Raw genomic sequence first — 15,737 nt, forward strand, 5'->3', positions numbered from 1 at the left:
TCGGCGTCAGGACTCGCTTTCCCCGGCGAGCGCGAAGCGGCCATCGGGGGTTTGCTCCACCAGCCCGTCGACCAGAAGCGAGTCCAGCGCGCGGTCGCGCTGCGCGGTGTCGGTCACCCATGCGACGTCCAGCTGGGCGCGGGTGACCGGAGAGTCGTTGCCGCGCAACACGTCCAGTAGCCGACCGCGGACCTGACGGTCGGTGCCCGCATATCGCTGCGGCCGTCGCGCAGGGGTCGGCAACGCCGGATACCCACGTGAACGCCAGGCGCACGTGGTCAGCGGACACCCGCCGCACCGCGGGGCGCGCGCCGTGCACACCGTCGCACCGAACTCCATCAACGCAACCGAAAACTTCGGCGCCGCGTCGCTTTCCGGCAACAGCGCCGCGACGTCGGCAAGGTCGCGCGCCGAGGCCGCGGCGTCCGCGCGGCCGTGGATCACCCGCGTCACCACCCGGCGGACGTTGGTGTCGACCACAGGCACCCGCTGCTGGTAGGCGAAACAGGCGACGGCGCGGGCGGTGTATGCGCCGATGCCGGGCAGCGTCAACAGGGTTTCGACATCCGAGGGCACCGCGTCGTCGTACTCGGCGGCGATCACCGTCGCGCACTCGTGCAGCCGCTTGGCGCGGCGCGGATAGCCGAGCTTGCCCCACGCGCGCAGCACGTCGGCGGCGCTGGCGGCGGCGGTCGCCGACGGCGTGGGCCAGCGCGCCACCCACGCCTCCCACACCGGCTGTACCCGCGCGACCGGCGTCTGCTGGAGCATGAACTCGCTGACCAGAACCTGCCACGGCGTCACGCCAGGTCGCCGCCACGGCAGATCGCGACACGCGCCGTCATACCAATCGAGCAGGTGGGGCACAATATCAGTCATGCCCCACACCAGCCCGGTAACCGCTTGGAAAGCACTCAAAGAAGGTAACGAGCGGTTCGTGGCGGGCAAACCCGTGCATCCGAGCCAGGGAATCGAGCACCGCACCAGCCTGGCCGAGACGCAGACGCCCACCGCGGTCGTGTTCGGATGCGGGGACAGCCGGGTGGCCGCCGAGCTGATCTTCGACCAGGGCCTCGGCGATATGTTCGTGGTGCGCACGGCCGGACACGTCATCGACGCCGCGGTGCTCGGCTCGATCGAGTATGCGGTGGCGGTGCTCGACGTGCCGTTGATCGTGGTGCTCGGCCACGACAGCTGCGGGGCGGTCAAGGCGACGCTGGCGGCCCTCGACGACGGTGTGGTGCCCGGTGGGTACGTCCGCGACATCGTCGAGCGGGTCATGCCGTCGATCCTGCTGGGCCGTCGCGACGGCCTGACCAGGGTCGATGAGTTCGAAGCCCGGCACGTCATCGAGACCGGCGCACAGCTGATGGCGCGTTCGACGACCATCTCCGACGGGGTGGCGGCGGGCACGCTGGCAATCGTCGGCGCCACCTACCACCTGGCCGACGGGCGGGTCGGGTTGCGGGATCACCTGGGCGACATCGGCGAAGCCTGAGCGCGACACGCCGGGCCGCCTCGGACAACTGGGCGTGACCTGGACTTATCGTGAGCCTGTGCTGGATCTGGAACCGCAAGGCCCGCTACCTTCGCAGATTTACTGGCGGCGCAGGGCGCTGGCGCTTGGCCTGGCGGTCTTGGTGATCGGCGTGATCTCGGCGATCGTGGTGGCGATCGTGGCCAACACCGGCTCGTCGGAAAGCGCCAACGCCGAGCAGGCGGTCCCCAGCGCCGAGGCGCCGCCGCCGCTGCCCGGTGAGGACCCCGAGGTCAAGTCGCCGGTCATGCCGCCGCCGCAAGCGGCTCCGCAGCTGGAACCGACGCCGACCGCCGCGGTGACCCCGCCGCCGGTGCTCAAGGAGGGCGACGACTGCCCGGACTCGACACTCGCGGTCAAGGGGATCACCAACCAGCCGCAGTACATCGTCGGCGATCAGCCGAAGTTCACCATGGTCGTCACCAACATCGGCTTGGTGTCGTGCAAACGTGACGTCGGCGCCGCCGTGCTGGCCGCCTACGTGTACGGCTTGGACAACAACCGGCTGTGGTCGAACCTGGACTGTGCGCCGTCAAACGAGACGCTGGTCAAGACGTTCCAGCCGGGTGAGCAGGTGACCACCGAGGTGACCTGGACCGGGATGAGTTCTGCGCCGTCATGTCCGCTGCCGCGTGAGCCCATCGGGCCCGGCACCTACAACCTGGTTGTGCAGCTGGGCAATCTACGGTCGGCGACGGTGCCGTTCGTCCTCGCCGAGCAGGCCCAGGTGCCGCACGCCGAGGGCGCACCGCTGCCCGGCCCGGCCCCGACCGCCGGCTGACTCCCTTCGCGCCGAAAGGGACAAACGAGCGGGAACGTGCGAGGAAATCGCGCCAAGACGTCCATCTCGACGCAGAAATTACGCCAGCCGGTCGGCGATCGTGGACTCGGCCAGCTGCGACAGGCCCTCGCGGATATGGCGCGCCCACATCGAGCCGATGCCATCCACCGACTGCAGATCGCCCGCGCTGGCCGCCAACAAGCCCTGCAGTGAACCGAACGAGCGCACCAGCAGATCGACGTGTGCGAACTGCAGCCGTGGAATACCGGCCATCGCCCGGTAGCCCCGCGAGCTCATCGCTGAATCCTGCGCCTCGGCCGTCGATGGATATCCGAAAACCCTTGCCAGCGTGGTGAAGTCGAGCAGCTCGTTGTCCGATAGCCCGTCGAGTTCTTCCAGCGTTGCGCTCACCTGCGCGGCGGTCGGCGGATCCGGGTTGGCGTGGTAGTCGCGCACGATCAGCTCGCGCGCGGCATCGTTGTCGCCGACCAGCTCTTCGACCTGAAGCTTGAGCTGACGTCCGTCGGTGCCCAGCTCGACCACGTCGGCGTCGATCTCCAGGCTGATGCGGCGCACCATCTCGAGTCGCTGCACCACCGTCATCACATCGCGCAACGTCACGAAGTCCTCGATCTCGGCCGTCGACAACTGCCTGCTGACCTCGTCGAGGCGGGTCTTGTAGCGCTCCAGCGTGTCGATGGTCTGGTTGGCGCGCGACAGGATGGTCGCCGAATCGGGCACCACATGACGCTCACCGGCGACGTAGACCGTCACGATGCTCATCGAATGGCTCACCGAGATCACCGGATAGCCGGTCTGGATGGCCGTGCGCTCCGCGGAGCGGTGCCGCGTGCCGGACTCTTCGGTGGGGATCGACGGGTCGGGCACCAACTGCACGTTGGCCCGCAGGATGCGGCTGCCGTCGCTGGAGAGCACCACGGCGCCGTCCATCTTCGACAGTTCACGCAGCCGAGTCGGCGCGTAGCGCACATCCAGCGAAAAACCGCCGTCGCAGATGGCCTCCACGCTGTCGTCGTACCCGATAACGATCAGGGCCCCGGTGCGGCCGCGCAGGATGCGTTCCAGGCCGTCGCGCAGGGCGGTACCTGGGGCGAGCCGGGCAAGCGTCTCGCGCATGGTGGGTCTGGCCAACGGCACCACAGTGCGCCCAGACCGGCCGCCCGCTTTCACGGCCATCGTCCCCTCCTAGGATCGGCCGCCGTTAACCGTTATCTTTGCTGATATCCCGCAAAACCCGCAATGCCGCGCCGATGTTGTCGGCCGTGATCGCGCGCAACCCGGCCGGCACCGATGACACCCCCGGCGGCACCACGGCGCGGGTGAATCCCAGCCGCGCGGCCTCCGCCAGCCGACGATCCATCCCGGCGACGCGGCGCAGGTCTCCGGCCAGGCCGACCTCACCGATGGCGACCACGGCCGCGGGCACCGGCAGGTTCATCGAGGACGACGCGATCGCGACCGCCACCGCCAGGTCCGCCGACGGATCGGTCAGCCGCATGCCCCCGACCGTGGACAGGTAGATGTCGTGACCGCTGACGGCCAGCTGGGCGTGTTTGTCGAGCACGGCGGTGATCATCGCGGCGCGTGCGGAGTCGATGCCGCTGACCGCGCGGCGCGCCGTCCCGTTGGCCGCGGGTCCGATCAGCGCCTGTACCTCACCGACCAGCGGCCGCTTACCGTCGAGCGTCACCGTGATCGCGGTGCCCGCCACCGGTTTGGGTCGCTGGTCGCGAAACAGCCCCGACGGATCGGCCACACCTTCGATTCCGTTGTCGTGCAACAGAAAACAGCCGACCTCGTCGGCGGCACCGAACCGGTTCTTGACGCCGCGGACCATACGCAGCGCCGACGCGCGGTCACCCTCGAAGTGCAACACGACGTCGACGAGATGCTCCAGTGAGCGCGGACCGGCGATGGCGCCGTCCTTGGTGACGTGGCCGACCAGAATCAGCGCGACGCCGGATGTCTTGGCGGCGTTGGTCAGCGCGGTGGTCACCGCGCGCACCTGGGTGACGCCGCCGGTGACGCCGTCGGCCTCGGTGGTCGACATGGTCTGCACCGAGTCGACGACCACCAGGCTGGGCTGCACCACCTCGATGTGGCCGAGTGCTGTCGACAGATCCGATTCGGCGGCCAGGTAGACCTCGTCGTGTGTGCAGCCGGTGCGCTCGGCCCGCATCCGGATCTGGCCCGCGGACTCCTCACCGGACAGATACAGCGCGCGTTTGCCCGCCGTCGCCCACTGGTGTGCGACCTCCAGCAGTAGCGTCGACTTGCCGACGCCGGGATCGCCGGCCAGCAGCGTCACCGAGCCGGGCACCAGCCCGCCGCCGAGCACCCGGTCGAGTTCGGCGACGCCGGTGTGGAAGTGCCGGGTGCGGCCCGGGTCGATGGAGCTGATCGGAACGGCCGGTGAGGTGGGGGCGACGGCGCGCCGAACAGGGGCTCCGGCGACCGCGGCCAGCACGGTCGTCTCGTCGACGGTGCCCCACGTGCCGCACTCCGGGCAGCGGCCCACCCACTTCGGTGTCAGATGGTGGCATTCCGAGCAGCGATACTGCGCACGCTGAGCTTTGGCCACGCTGTGACGTTAGCGTCGCGTACCGACAGAACCGGCGCGCTGAACTGCCGTGTCGCCTCTTGACGCGGTCAGTGACCGCCCGAGTGGCCGCCTGCCTCGCCGCTGTCCTGCACGGGATCGCGGCGCGGTGCCTCACCTGCGGACAACGGCACCGCGACGGTGGCTTCGCCGGCCTTCTCGAAGTTGAAGGTGAAGTCGTAGGTCAGCCCGTTGGTGATCGGCTTGGTCAGCGACACCGTGGCCTCAGCTGCCTCGGCGGCCTCCACACCCTCCAGCGGCGTGATCTGCCCGTCCGGTGCACCCACGACCAGCACACCGCCCGCCGGAACGGCGGTGTCACCGGTCAGCGTCACCGAGCCCACCTCGGAGCTCACGGCCAACAGTTTGTCGTCGACCTCCCGCGACTGGTTGGACGCCAGGAAAACCAACTCGACGTCGGTGCCGGGCTGGACGTAGTCCGACGTCTGCGTGATCTGCAGGTGGATGTTGCGCAGCGCGATCTCGCCGACGTTTGCGCTGGTGCCGTTGACCGCCGGCTCCTGCGTCGCGGTCTGCGAAACCTGCCCGGCGCTGCAGCCAGCCAGCGCTCCGCCGACTAAGACGGCGGCGGCCAGCCCGCTAGCGGCCATTTTGAAACGGTCCACACGTGCCTCCTGCTCGACCGTCGAGGCGACCGAACACGGTCGCGGGATTCGACTATGCACAGTAGTAGGTGCTCGAAGCAGGCGGTAGCCGAGGGCGGACCCAACCTCAGGTGGGAGCCCTAAAGGGTCGCGGCCTTGCACGTATTCATCAATGTGTCAACCCCTGACCGCCACCTGCGGTGCCCCTGACCTGCACAGTTGGTGCACGCGTGTCTTGCCCCCGTGCTAACATTGAGATGTGAAAGGGGCTCGAAACTGATGATTTTCAAGGTCGGAGACACCGTTGTTTATCCCCACCACGGTGCTGCGTTGATTGAAGCGATTGAAACCCGAACCATTAAAGGCGAGCAAAAGGAATATCTCGTCTTGAAGGTTGCCCAAGGGGACCTCACGGTTCGAGTGCCCGCCGAGAACGCTGAGTATGTCGGGGTGCGCGATGTGGTCGGCCAGGAGGGACTGGACAAGGTGTTCCAGGTTCTCCGTGCTCCGCACACCGAAGAACCGACCAACTGGTCGCGCCGGTACAAGGCCAACCTGGAGAAGCTGGCTTCTGGGGACGTCAACAAGGTCGCCGAAGTGGTTCGTGACCTGTGGCGCCGGGACCAGGAACGCGGTCTGTCCGCAGGCGAGAAGCGGATGTTGGCCAAGGCCCGCCAAATTCTCGTCGGTGAGCTAGCACTGGCTGAGAACACCGACGACGCCAAGGCGTCGAGCATCCTCGACGAGGTTCTGGCCGCCGCCTCCTGACGGCTGAGATGTCGGCGAAGAGCCTGCCGAGAGTCGGGCTCGGCACCGACGTTCACCCCATCGAAGCCGGGCGGCCGTGCCGGCTGCTGTGTCTGTCCTTCGATGACGCCGACGGATGCGCCGGCCATTCCGATGGTGATGTGGCCGCGCATGCGTTGTGCGACGCGCTGCTTTCTGCCGCCGGGCTGGGCGACATCGGTGAGGTTTTCGGCACCGGCCGGCCGGAATGGCGCGGTGTGAGCGGTGCCGACATGCTGCGCCATGTGCGCGGACTCCTCGAAAGCGCCGGCTTCCGCGTCGGCAACGCCGCCGTCCAGGTGATCGGCAACCAACCCAAGGTCGGTCCACGACGCGGCGAGGCGCAGAAGGTGCTCTCGGAATTGTTGGGCGCCCCGGTTTCGGTGTCGGCGACGACGACCGACGGCCTCGGGTTCACCGGGCGCGGTGAGGGCCTGGCCGCGATCGCCACCGCCCTCGTGGTCACCGATGCGGGATCTGGACAAATAGGCCGGTAAGCTGGCGCGTCGTGACCAATCGCGCCGGAGCCCCTGCCATGCGGCTCCACGACACCATGAGCGGTGCCGTCCGCGATTTCGTGCCGGTCAAAGCCGGTCACGTGTCGATCTACCTGTGTGGCGCGACCGTGCAGGGCCTGCCGCACATCGGGCACGTCCGCAGCGGCGTGGCGTTCGACGTGCTGCGACGCTGGCTGATGGCCAAGGGCTACGACGTCGCGTTCATCCGCAACGTCACCGATATCGACGACAAGATCCTCACCAAAGCCGCCGACGCGGGCCGGCCGTGGTGGGAATGGGCCGCCACCTACGAACGCGCGTTCACCGCCGCCTACGACGCGCTGGGTGTGCTTCCGCCGTCGGCTGAGCCGCGCGCCACCGGCCACATCACCCAGATGGTCGAGTTGATCGAGCGGCTGATCGATCGCGGCCACGCCTACGCCGCCGGCGGCGACGTGTACTTCAACGTGCTCAGCCTTTCCGAGTACGGCAAGCTGTCCGGTCACAGGATCGACGACGTGCACCAGGGCGAGGGTGTGGCTAGCGGTAAACGCGACCAACGTGACTTCACGCTGTGGAAGGGCGCCAAACCCGGTGAGCCGTCCTGGCCCACGCCGTGGGGGCGGGGCAGACCGGGTTGGCACACCGAGTGCGTGGCGATGTGCGAGGCCTACCTCGGCGCCGAGTTCGACATCCACGCCGGCGGGATGGATTTGGTGTTCCCGCACCACGAGAACGAGATCGCGCAGGCCGAGGCCGCAGGCGATGGGTTCGCGCGGTTCTGGCTGCACAACGGCTGGGTCACCATGGGCGGCGAGAAAATGAGCAAGTCGCTGGGTAACGTGCTCGCGATTCCCGCTGTGCTGCAACGGGTCCGGGCCGCCGAACTGCGGTACTACCTGGGCAGCGCGCACTACCGCTCGATGCTCGAGTTCTCCGAGACCGCGTTGGCCGACGCCGCCCGCGCCTACACCGGCGTCGAGGACTTCCTGCACCGGGTGCGAAACCGCGTCGGCGCCGTCACGCCCGGTGAATGGACACCCGCGTTCGCTGCCGCGCTCGACGACGACCTCGCGGTCCCCGCAGCGCTGGCCGAAGTACACGCTGCGCGCGCGGATGGAAACCGGGCGCTGGACGCCGGTGACCACGAAACCGCGCTCACCCAGGCGATGTCGATCCGGGCGATGTTGAGCATCCTCGGCGCCGACCCCCTCGACGAGCGCTGGGAGTCCAAGGACGAGACGTCGGCCGCGCTGCGGGCCGTCGAGGTGCTGGTCGCCGGTGAGATCCAGCGCCGCCAAGACGCCCGGGAACGACGGGACTGGGCGGAGGCCGACGCGATCCGCGACCGGCTCAAGGAAGCCGGCATCGAGGTCACCGATACCGCCGACGGACCGCAGTGGACGCTGCTGGACGGGTACACGAAGTAGATGGCTGGAAATTCACGGCGCCGCGGAGCGGTGCGCAAGCCCGGGACCAAGAAGGGGCCGACGGTCGGGTCCGGTGGTGTACGCCGACGCGGGCTGGAGGGCCGCGGTGCCACCCCGCCCGCCCACCAGCGGCCGAATCACCCCGCGGCCAAACGAGCCGCCAAGGCTGCGCGGCGCCCGGCCCGCAAAACCGACGACACCGAGGTCGTGTTGGGCCGCAACCCGGTGCTGGAGTGCCTGCGCGCTGGCGTACCCGCCACCGCGCTATACGTTGCGCTCGGGGCGGAGGCCGACGAGCGGTTGACCGAATCCGTTCGCATCGCTGCCGATTCGAACATCTCGATCCTCGAGGTGCCCCGTCACGACCTCGACCGCATCGCAGCCAACGGGTTGCATCAGGGTCTGGCGCTGCAGGTGCCGCCATACGTCTACGCCCATCCCGACGATCTGCTGGCCGCCGCGACCGCTGATGGCGGCCCGGCGCTGCTGGTGGCATTGGACAACATCTCCGACCCCCGCAACCTCGGAGCGATCGTGCGATCGGTCGCCGCGTTCGGCGGCCACGGCGTGCTGATCCCGCAGCGGCGGTCGGCATCGGTCACGGCGGTGGCGTGGCGCACCAGCGCAGGCGCGGCGGCGCGGCTCCCGGTGGCACGGGCTACGAATCTCAATAGGACGCTGAAGAATTGGGCCGACGCGGGCCTGCAGGTGGTGGGCCTGGACGCCGGGGGCGACACCACGGTCGACGGACTCGACGGCTCCGGGCCGATGGTCGTGGTGGTCGGTTCGGAGGGCAAGGGATTGTCACGCCTGGTCCGCGAGAACTGCGACACCGTGGTATCAATTCCGATGGCGGGACCGACGGAGTCGCTGAACGCGTCGGTGGCCGCCGGTGTGGTGCTCGCCGAGATCGCCCGCCAGCGCCGCAGCTGAACTACTGCGGCAAAGGGGGAGTCACACGCCGAACAGCTTGATGCTCAGCCACAGCGCCAGCACCGAGACCACGAGGGTCAGCGGAACGGTGCACAGCCCGACGCGGCTGAATTCTCCTGCGCGCAACGGGATCTCGCGACGGACCACACCGCGCCACAGCAGATTGGCCAGCGACCCGATGTAGGTGAGGTTAGGTCCGATGTTCACCCCGATCAAGACGGCCAGCACGGCCGCAGGCGAGGACACCAGCGGCAGCAGCACCAGCACGGCAGGCAGGTTGTTGACCACGTTGGAAAGCACCGCGGCCACCGCCGCGAGCCCCAACAGCGCGGCCAGGCCGTGACCGCTCGGCAGCACGTCGCGCAACGCGCCACCGAGACCGTTGGTGATCACCGCGGCGACCACCACACCCAAACACAGCACAAACACCAGGAACGGCACATCCGCGGCCGCTGCCATGCCGCGCACGCTGCTGGTGCCCCGTCGAAGCCCGCGCCCGCCGAGCACCACCACCCCGGCCAGCGCCGCCCATGCCGGCGAGAACCCCAACATCGAGACGACACCGAAACCGAGCAGCGTCAACCCCAGGATCACTAGCGGAACTACGGGCACGTGCACCGGTTCGCCGGTGCTCAGTTGTGGCGCGGCGACCGAAAGCTCGTCGGCGAAAACCCAACGCAGCACCACGAACTCGACGGCTATCGCCGCGAGCCAGGGCAGTGCCATCACGGCGGAAAAATGCAGAAAGGAGATCCCGGCCGCGGTGAACGCCAACAGGTTCGTCAGGTTCGATACCGGAAGCAGCAGGGAGGCGCTGTTGGCCAGGTGCGCCGTGGCGTAGGCGTGGGCTTTGGGCGGCACGGAGAGCATGCGCGCTGTCGCCAGCACCACCGGGGTGAGAAGGACCACCGTGGCGTCCAGGCTCAACACCGCGGTCGTCATCGCCGCGGCAACGAATACCCTTGAGAAAAACCGACTCTGGTTACCGGCGCTGGTGCGTGCCAGGGCTGCCCCGACGGCGCGGAACACTCCTTCGTCGTCGCACAACCGGGCCAGCACCAGCACCGCCGCCAGAAAGCCGACGACCGGCAGCAGCCGGTTGACCTCCTCGAGTGCGTCGGATTCGGAGATCACCCCGAACCCGATCAGTATCGCGGCCGCGGGTACCGCGACGATCGCCTCGGGCCACCGATGCGGGCGAACAGCCGCGAAGAACACCACGACCACCAGCGCGAGCAGCGCCAGCGTCAGATCCACGGATCGGTGCGCTGCCAGAGCGTGGGCAGATGCAGCTTGACGCCGTCCTCGGCGGCCAGTCGCGACAACACCCGCACCGAGACATCCAGATCGTCGACCGCATACGGAAGCGTCCGCAGCGGCTTGTGCAGAGGCCGGAAGAAGTCGTCCCAATGGATGAGCAGCACCCGGCGGGCGCCAACAGTGCGAACGGTCTCGGTCCAGTAGTCGACGAGGTAGCGCTCCGGCTGCAGACCCAGTTGGCCGACGCCCAGGCAGACCACCTCGGCCCGCTGACCCGCCAGCGCGCCTCGGACGAAGCCCGCGCTGCCCTGGATCAGCAGGCGCCGCCCCGATGCGCGGTGGTGCAGCAGCGTGGACCACGCTTCGCCGCACCGGTATGCCGACACCTTCACCGGCGGCACGACCGGTTCGGTGATGACGCCGGGGTAGCGGTCGGGCGGGCTGTGCCGGCTTTCGACCAGCGTCACGTCGTAGCCGCCGAGGCTGACCTGTCGGCCGGGGTCGACGACCAACAGACGGTCTTCCGGCAGCCGCCCACCACGACCGACATGGGCCGCCGAGGTGCCGCCCACCAGCTTGGCTCCGGTGCGCTCGGCGACGACCGCGCAGTCCATCGCGTGGTCGTAGTGGGTGTGTACGGGCAGCACGGCGTCGAGCCGGTCGACACCCATGCGGGCCAGGTAACCGTCGATGCGCGGCGCCGACGGTGACAGCTTGCGCAGGCCCAGTTGCAGCAGCCCGGGGCGAGAGAAGAAGCCGTCGGTCATCACCGCGGAGCGGCCGTCGTCCACGAGCAGCGTGGCGACCCCGGCCCAGGTCACGGTCAGCGCCGAGTCGGCGCTCGCCGCGGGCGCGTCGAAGTACCGCGCGTAGTGCTCCAACTTCGGGCGTCCGGGCTTCAAACGCATGACGCAACTCTAAGCGCAGCTTGGGCATCCGACCCCGGGTTCTTACTGAAAATGATTATCGTTTACAGTACGGGTGGGAAAGGAGGGCGAATGTCGGACCATCGTCCGGCCGACTGGCAGCGTCATGCACGCTGCCGCGGCATGCCCACCGAGGTCTTCTTCGTCGCCGACGGCGTACGCGGCAGGCGCAAGACCGAGTGCGAGGAGCACGCGAAGCGCATCTGCCGGGCGTGCCTGGTCCGTCGCGAATGTCTGCGTTATGCGGTCACATCCGGGGAACCGCACGGTATCTGGGGTGCGACGACCCCGATGGAGCGTGCGGCGGAATCGACGCGTCCAAGCGACGGCGAAGCCGGGGAAGCCGGTGGAAGTCCGGCGCGGTCCCGCCCATCCGGCGGTGCCATGTCACGACTGCGGGCTCAAGAAAACGGCTTGAGCTCGACACCCTCTTTGAGCAATCGCGCGCGAACCGCGTTGGCGATCTCCACCGCGCCCGGCGAATCACCATGAATACACACCGATTCCACGCTGACCGGGATCTTCGACCCGTCGACCGCGTCTACCCGCCCGGTCGCGACCATCGACGCCACCCGCTCGGCGATCTCGTCTATGTCGTGCAGCACCGCGTTGCGTTCGCGCCGCGAAACAAGTTGTCCGTCAGGGCGGTACGCGCGGTCGGCGAACACCTCCGACACCGTGCGCAGACCCAGCTCGTGCGCCTCGGCGAAGAACGCCGAACCGGCCAGCCCGAGCACGGGCAGCTCGCGGTCGACGGTGTGCACCGCCTCGGCGACCGCGCGGGCCTGCTCCCGGTTGGTGACGATCGCGTTGTACAGCGCGCCGTGAGGCTTGACGTAGCGAACCGTTGATCCGGCCGCCTGCGCGAGCGCCTGCAGTGCCCCGATCTGGTAGATGACGTCGGCGGTCAGTTCCTCCGGCGCGACGTCGATGAAGCGGCGACCGAAACCCGCAAGGTCCTGGTAGCCGACCTGCGCGCCGATCCGCACCCCGCGCTCGACGGCCGCCCGGCAGGTGCGCGCCAGCGTCGCCGCATCGCCGGCGTGAAAACCGCACGCCACGTTGGCGCTGGTCACCATGTCGAGCATCGCGGTGTCGTCACCGAACTGCCACACGCCGAAACTCTCCCCGAGGTCGGCGTTCAGGTCGATGTGCAGGGCATTGGCGTCAGCCATGTCTCCAGCCTAATGCGGCCGACCGCCACCGGTTCTCGGAGACAAAATCGGCCAGCGGCCGCGCTTGTGCCCAGTCATCTATCTCGAGCGCGGGCCGGTCGGGAAACTCCGGGACCGGGCCCAGGCACAGGATCGCGACCGGATCGGCGCCCTCGGGGATGTCGAGCAGTTCGGCGAGCCGCGCCGGTTCGAAGATCGACACCCACCCCATGCCGAGCCCTTCGGCGCGGGCCGCCAGCCACAGGTTCTGGATCGCGCACGACACCGACGCCAGATCCATCTGCGGCAGCGTGCGCCTACCGAAAACGTGCGCATCGCGGCCGTCACCCAGCGCCACCACGAAAAGCTCGGCGCATTCCAGGATGCCCTCGACCTTGAGCGCCAGGAACTCTTCACCGCGCGGCCCCAACGCGCGTGCGGTACGCAACCGCTCCTCGTCGACGAGGGCGTGGATCTGCCTGCGCAACCGGCGGTCGGTGATCCGGATGAACCGCCACGGCTGCATCAGCCCGACGCTGGGCGCGGCGTGCGCGGCGTGCAACAACCGGGCCAGCGCGTCCTCGTCGACCGTGCTGTCCGGCACGAAGCGCCGCATGTCACGGCGCTCGGCGATCGCCCGGTAGACCGCGCGTCGCTCGGCGGGACTGAACGCGTGGCTGCTCACCCCGGCCAGCTTAGGTGGCACGATCATCGGGTGACCCGTGAGCATGTCCTGATCGACGCCACCGCGCTCGCGCAGCGCCTCGAGGCGGGTGAGCGGCCGACGATCCTCGATGTCCGTTGGGAGCTGGCAGAACCCGATGGCCGCGCCGCATACGTGCGCGGCCACATCCCCGGTGCGGTGTACGTATCGCTGGAGGACGAACTGTCCGATCACACCGTGACCGGACGGGGGCGCCATCCGTTGCCGTCGGGTCGCGACGTCGAGGCCGCGGCGCGACGCTGGGGTGTGCGGGCGGGGGTGCCGGTGGTGGTGTACGACGACTGGAACCGAGCGGGTTCCGCGCGGGCGTGGTGGGTGCTGACCACGGCAGGCATCGCCGACGTGCGCATCCTCGACGGCGGGCTGGCGGCGTGGACGGCGGCAGACGGCGCGCTGGAAACCGGCGTCGTCACACCGGAACCGGGTGATGTCACCGTCGCGCACGACGATCTGTATGCCGGTGCGCGCCGCACATTGACCGCGGCGCAGGCCGCGGGTGTGCCGCTGCTCGACGCGCGTGCCCCCGAACGGTTCCGCGGGGACATCGAGCCCATCGACCCTGTGGCCGGGCACATTCCGGGTGCGCGCAACGTGCCGAGCACCAGCCTACTGGCCGAGGACGGCACGTTTCTGCCCGACGCGGAGCTCATCTCGCTGACCGGCGACGACGCGGTCGGCGCGTACTGCGGGTCAGGCGTCACCGCGGCGGTCGTCGTCGCGGCACTAACCGCAGCAGGCCGAGACATCGCGTTGTACCCGGGATCGTGGTCGCAATGGTGTTGTGATCCAACGCGTCCGGTCGAGCGCGGCTAGCCGGGCGAGGACGCGCGGGTACGACGGCCCAGCGCCCAGCACACCAGGAAGATCGCGAACGAGATAATCGTGACGAAAACCGACACCGGCACACCGGGCGCCAACGACAGCACGATGCCGCCGACCGCGGAGATCTCGGCGAAGACCACCGACGCCGCGATGGTGGCGCCGGGGGAGACGAACACCCGCGCCGCCGCGGCCGCCGGGGTGATCAGCAGCGACATCACCAGCAGCGCGCCGACGATCTGCACACCCTGTGCAGCGGTGACACCCACCAGCGCAGCGAACACAATGCCCAACGCCCGCACCGGAACACCGCGCCCAGCTGCCACCTCGGGGTCGACGGTCGCGAACAGCAGCGGCCGGTAGGACACCACCAGCACCGCGACCACCGCCACCGATACCATCGCCAACAACGCCAGCCCCGAGTAACCCACACCGACGATCTGGCCGGTCAACAACGCGAAACTCGTGCCCGTGCGTCCCGGGTACAAGTGGATGAACAGCACCGCAAGTCCGAGGCCGAAGGCCAGCACCACGCCGATCGCCGAGTCCCGTTCGCGCGCACGCTGACCCAGAAAGCCGAACAGCACAGCGGCCAACGCGCAGCCGACCAGTGCGCCGATCCCGACGTTGAAGCCCGCCAGCAACGCGAAAGCCGCTCCGGTGAGCGATAATTCGCTGGACCCGTGTACCGCGAACGACATCTGCCGCATCACGATGAACGGACCGATCAGCCCCGACACCAGCGCCAGCAGTGCGGCGGCCAGCAGGGCCTGCTGAACGAAGTCGCGGTGCAACAGGTCCGCGGTGATTTCGAACGACAGCAGGTTGTGCAGCAGATCGGTCAGCCGGTCAGTCATGCACGTGTCCGCTCGCATGGGCGGAGTGGTCGATGTGCTCGCCGACGACGACGTAGCGGCTGCCGACCTTCACCACTTCGATGTCGGCGCGGTACAACTCCGACAGCGTGGCCGAGGTCATCACCTCTTCGACGGTGCCGATCCGGAACCTGCCGTCGACCAGGTAGAGCACCTTGTCCACATACGGCACAACGGGGTTGACCTCGTGGGTGACGAACAGCACCGCGGTGCCGGCCTCGCGTCGTCTGGCGTCGATCAGCCTCGACACCAGCCGGGCGTTGGCGGGGTCGAGGTTGAGTAACGGCTCATCGCACAGCAGCAGGGCCGGGCCGGTGGTCAGCGCCTGGGCAATTCGCAGCCGCTGCAACTCGCCGCCCGACATCACCCCGACCGGCACCGGCGCCAGCGCCTGCCCGTTGACCTGTGCGAGAGCCCGCTCGACTGCGCCGCGTTTGCTGGCCCGGCTCCGCAACGTGGTGATGCCCCACCGGTGCCCGTCGTATCCGAGCCCGACGAGATCTTGCCCGCGCAGTGCCAAACCCTGGTCGACGGATCGGTGCTGAGGCACGTAACCGATTCTCCGGCTGCCCTTTTCGACCGCACTGCCGCAGACCGTCACGGTGCCCGCGGTCAGCGGCAGCTGGCCGAGCAACACCTTGAGCAGCGACGTCTTCCCCGTGCCGTTGGGGCCGAGGATCGCGAGGAATTCACCGGCGCGCACCACCAGGTCGAGCTGATCCCACAGCACGCGGTCGCCGAACGCCAGGCGCGCGTCGGTCAGCTCGGCGACGACGTCCACGGCCACAGA

17 protein-coding genes and 1 pseudogene are annotated in these 15,737 nt (G+C 68.8%); 8 read left to right on the forward strand and 10 right to left on the reverse strand.

Annotated elements, in window-relative coordinates; translation table 11 throughout:
• Positions 1-6 precede the first annotated feature (6 nt).
• Positions 7-879, reverse strand: a complete 873-nt coding sequence (locus tag ABQE44_RS15715; protein WP_448391955.1) for an HhH-GPD family protein — start codon at positions 877-879, stop codon at positions 7-9.
• Between ABQE44_RS15715 and ABQE44_RS15720 the strand changes: the two genes are divergently transcribed.
• Both ABQE44_RS15720 and ABQE44_RS15725 read left to right on the forward strand, forming a co-directional pair.
• Positions 878-1,498 carry a carbonic anhydrase gene (locus ABQE44_RS15720; RefSeq protein WP_448391956.1) on the forward strand — a complete coding sequence of 207 codons (621 nt, stop codon included), beginning with the start codon at positions 878-880 and terminating at the stop codon, positions 1,496-1,498. The two genes, ABQE44_RS15715 and ABQE44_RS15720, sit on opposite strands and share 2 nt — an antisense overlap.
• A gap of 58 nt (positions 1,499-1,556) precedes the next feature.
• A complete protein-coding gene (locus ABQE44_RS15725; RefSeq protein WP_448391957.1) occupies positions 1,557-2,318 on the forward strand; it encodes a hypothetical protein in 762 nt (253 codons plus the stop codon).
• Between the two features lie 78 nt (positions 2,319-2,396).
• Here ABQE44_RS15725 and disA read toward each other — a convergent pair whose 3' ends face one another.
• The 3 genes from disA to ABQE44_RS15740 form a co-directional block, all read right to left on the reverse strand.
• Complete coding sequence (disA, locus tag ABQE44_RS15730) at positions 2,397-3,515, reverse strand: DNA integrity scanning diadenylate cyclase DisA (protein ID WP_448430738.1); 1,119 nt, start codon at positions 3,513-3,515, stop codon at positions 2,397-2,399.
• 25 nt (positions 3,516-3,540) lie between these two features.
• Positions 3,541-4,920, reverse strand: coding sequence for a DNA repair protein RadA (gene radA, locus ABQE44_RS15735; protein WP_448391959.1), 1,380 nt, complete (start codon positions 4,918-4,920; stop codon positions 3,541-3,543).
• 68 nt (positions 4,921-4,988) lie between these two features.
• A complete protein-coding gene (locus ABQE44_RS15740) occupies positions 4,989-5,564 on the reverse strand; it encodes a copper chaperone PCu(A)C domain-containing protein (RefSeq protein ID WP_448391960.1) in 576 nt (191 codons plus the stop codon).
• Positions 5,565-5,822: 258 nt separating this feature from the next.
• On the opposite strand from ABQE44_RS15740, the gene carD reads away from it, so the two are divergent.
• From carD to rlmB, 4 genes are read left to right on the forward strand one after another with little or no spacing between them, the layout of a single operon-like run.
• Complete coding sequence (gene carD / locus ABQE44_RS15745; RefSeq protein ID WP_046752935.1) at positions 5,823-6,311, forward strand: RNA polymerase-binding transcription factor CarD; 489 nt, start codon at positions 5,823-5,825, stop codon at positions 6,309-6,311.
• A gap of 8 nt (positions 6,312-6,319) precedes the next feature.
• Positions 6,320-6,826, forward strand: a complete 507-nt coding sequence (ispF, locus tag ABQE44_RS15750; protein ID WP_448430739.1) for a 2-C-methyl-D-erythritol 2,4-cyclodiphosphate synthase — start codon at positions 6,320-6,322, stop codon at positions 6,824-6,826.
• Positions 6,827-6,864: 38 nt separating this feature from the next.
• The gene (gene cysS / locus ABQE44_RS15755) at positions 6,865-8,256 is read left to right on the forward strand and encodes a cysteine--tRNA ligase (RefSeq protein WP_448392052.1); all 1,392 of its coding nucleotides are present in this window, start codon (positions 6,865-6,867) and stop codon (positions 8,254-8,256) included.
• Entirely contained in the window at positions 8,257-9,189 is a 933-nt protein-coding gene (gene rlmB / locus ABQE44_RS15760; RefSeq protein ID WP_448391962.1) for a 23S rRNA (guanosine(2251)-2'-O)-methyltransferase RlmB, read from the forward strand.
• Positions 9,190-9,210: 21 nt separating this feature from the next.
• Here rlmB and ABQE44_RS15765 read toward each other — a convergent pair whose 3' ends face one another.
• Both ABQE44_RS15765 and ABQE44_RS15770 read right to left on the reverse strand, forming a co-directional pair.
• Positions 9,211-10,446, reverse strand: a complete 1,236-nt coding sequence (locus tag ABQE44_RS15765) for an SLC13 family permease (RefSeq protein WP_448430741.1) — start codon at positions 10,444-10,446, stop codon at positions 9,211-9,213.
• Entirely contained in the window at positions 10,437-11,357 is a 921-nt protein-coding gene (locus tag ABQE44_RS15770; RefSeq protein ID WP_448391964.1) for an MBL fold metallo-hydrolase, read from the reverse strand. The genes ABQE44_RS15765 and ABQE44_RS15770 overlap by 10 nt, the downstream gene beginning before the upstream one ends.
• A 111-nt stretch (positions 11,358-11,468) precedes the next feature.
• On the opposite strand from ABQE44_RS15770, the pseudogene ABQE44_RS15775 reads away from it, so the two are divergent.
• A pseudogene (locus tag ABQE44_RS15775) lies at positions 11,469-11,678 on the forward strand (WhiB family transcriptional regulator); the annotation flags it as partial.
• Positions 11,679-11,776: 98 nt separating this feature from the next.
• Here ABQE44_RS15775 and ABQE44_RS15780 read toward each other — a convergent pair.
• A complete protein-coding gene (locus ABQE44_RS15780) occupies positions 11,777-12,550 on the reverse strand; it encodes a LamB/YcsF family protein (protein WP_448391965.1) in 774 nt (257 codons plus the stop codon).
• Positions 12,543-13,214 (reverse strand): 5,6-dimethylbenzimidazole synthase, encoded by a 672-nt coding sequence (gene bluB, locus ABQE44_RS15785; protein ID WP_448392053.1) that lies wholly within the window; start codon positions 13,212-13,214, stop codon positions 12,543-12,545. The genes ABQE44_RS15780 and bluB overlap by 8 nt, the downstream gene beginning before the upstream one ends.
• 30 nt (positions 13,215-13,244) lie before the next feature.
• Between bluB and ABQE44_RS15790 the strand changes: the two genes are divergently transcribed.
• Entirely contained in the window at positions 13,245-14,066 is an 822-nt protein-coding gene (locus tag ABQE44_RS15790) for a sulfurtransferase (RefSeq protein ID WP_448391966.1), read from the forward strand.
• On the opposite strand, the gene ABQE44_RS15795 is transcribed toward ABQE44_RS15790, so the two are convergent.
• Both ABQE44_RS15795 and ABQE44_RS15800 read right to left on the reverse strand, forming a co-directional pair.
• On the reverse strand, positions 14,063-14,929 hold the full coding sequence (locus tag ABQE44_RS15795; protein ID WP_448430743.1) for a metal ABC transporter permease: 867 nt from the start codon (positions 14,927-14,929) through the stop codon (positions 14,063-14,065). The two genes, ABQE44_RS15790 and ABQE44_RS15795, sit on opposite strands and share 4 nt — an antisense overlap.
• Complete coding sequence (locus ABQE44_RS15800; RefSeq protein WP_448430745.1) at positions 14,922-15,734, reverse strand: metal ABC transporter ATP-binding protein; 813 nt, start codon at positions 15,732-15,734, stop codon at positions 14,922-14,924. The genes ABQE44_RS15795 and ABQE44_RS15800 overlap by 8 nt, the downstream gene beginning before the upstream one ends.
• Positions 15,735-15,737 lie beyond the last annotated feature (3 nt).

This window comes from Mycolicibacterium sp. XJ2546 (genome assembly GCF_053483195.1).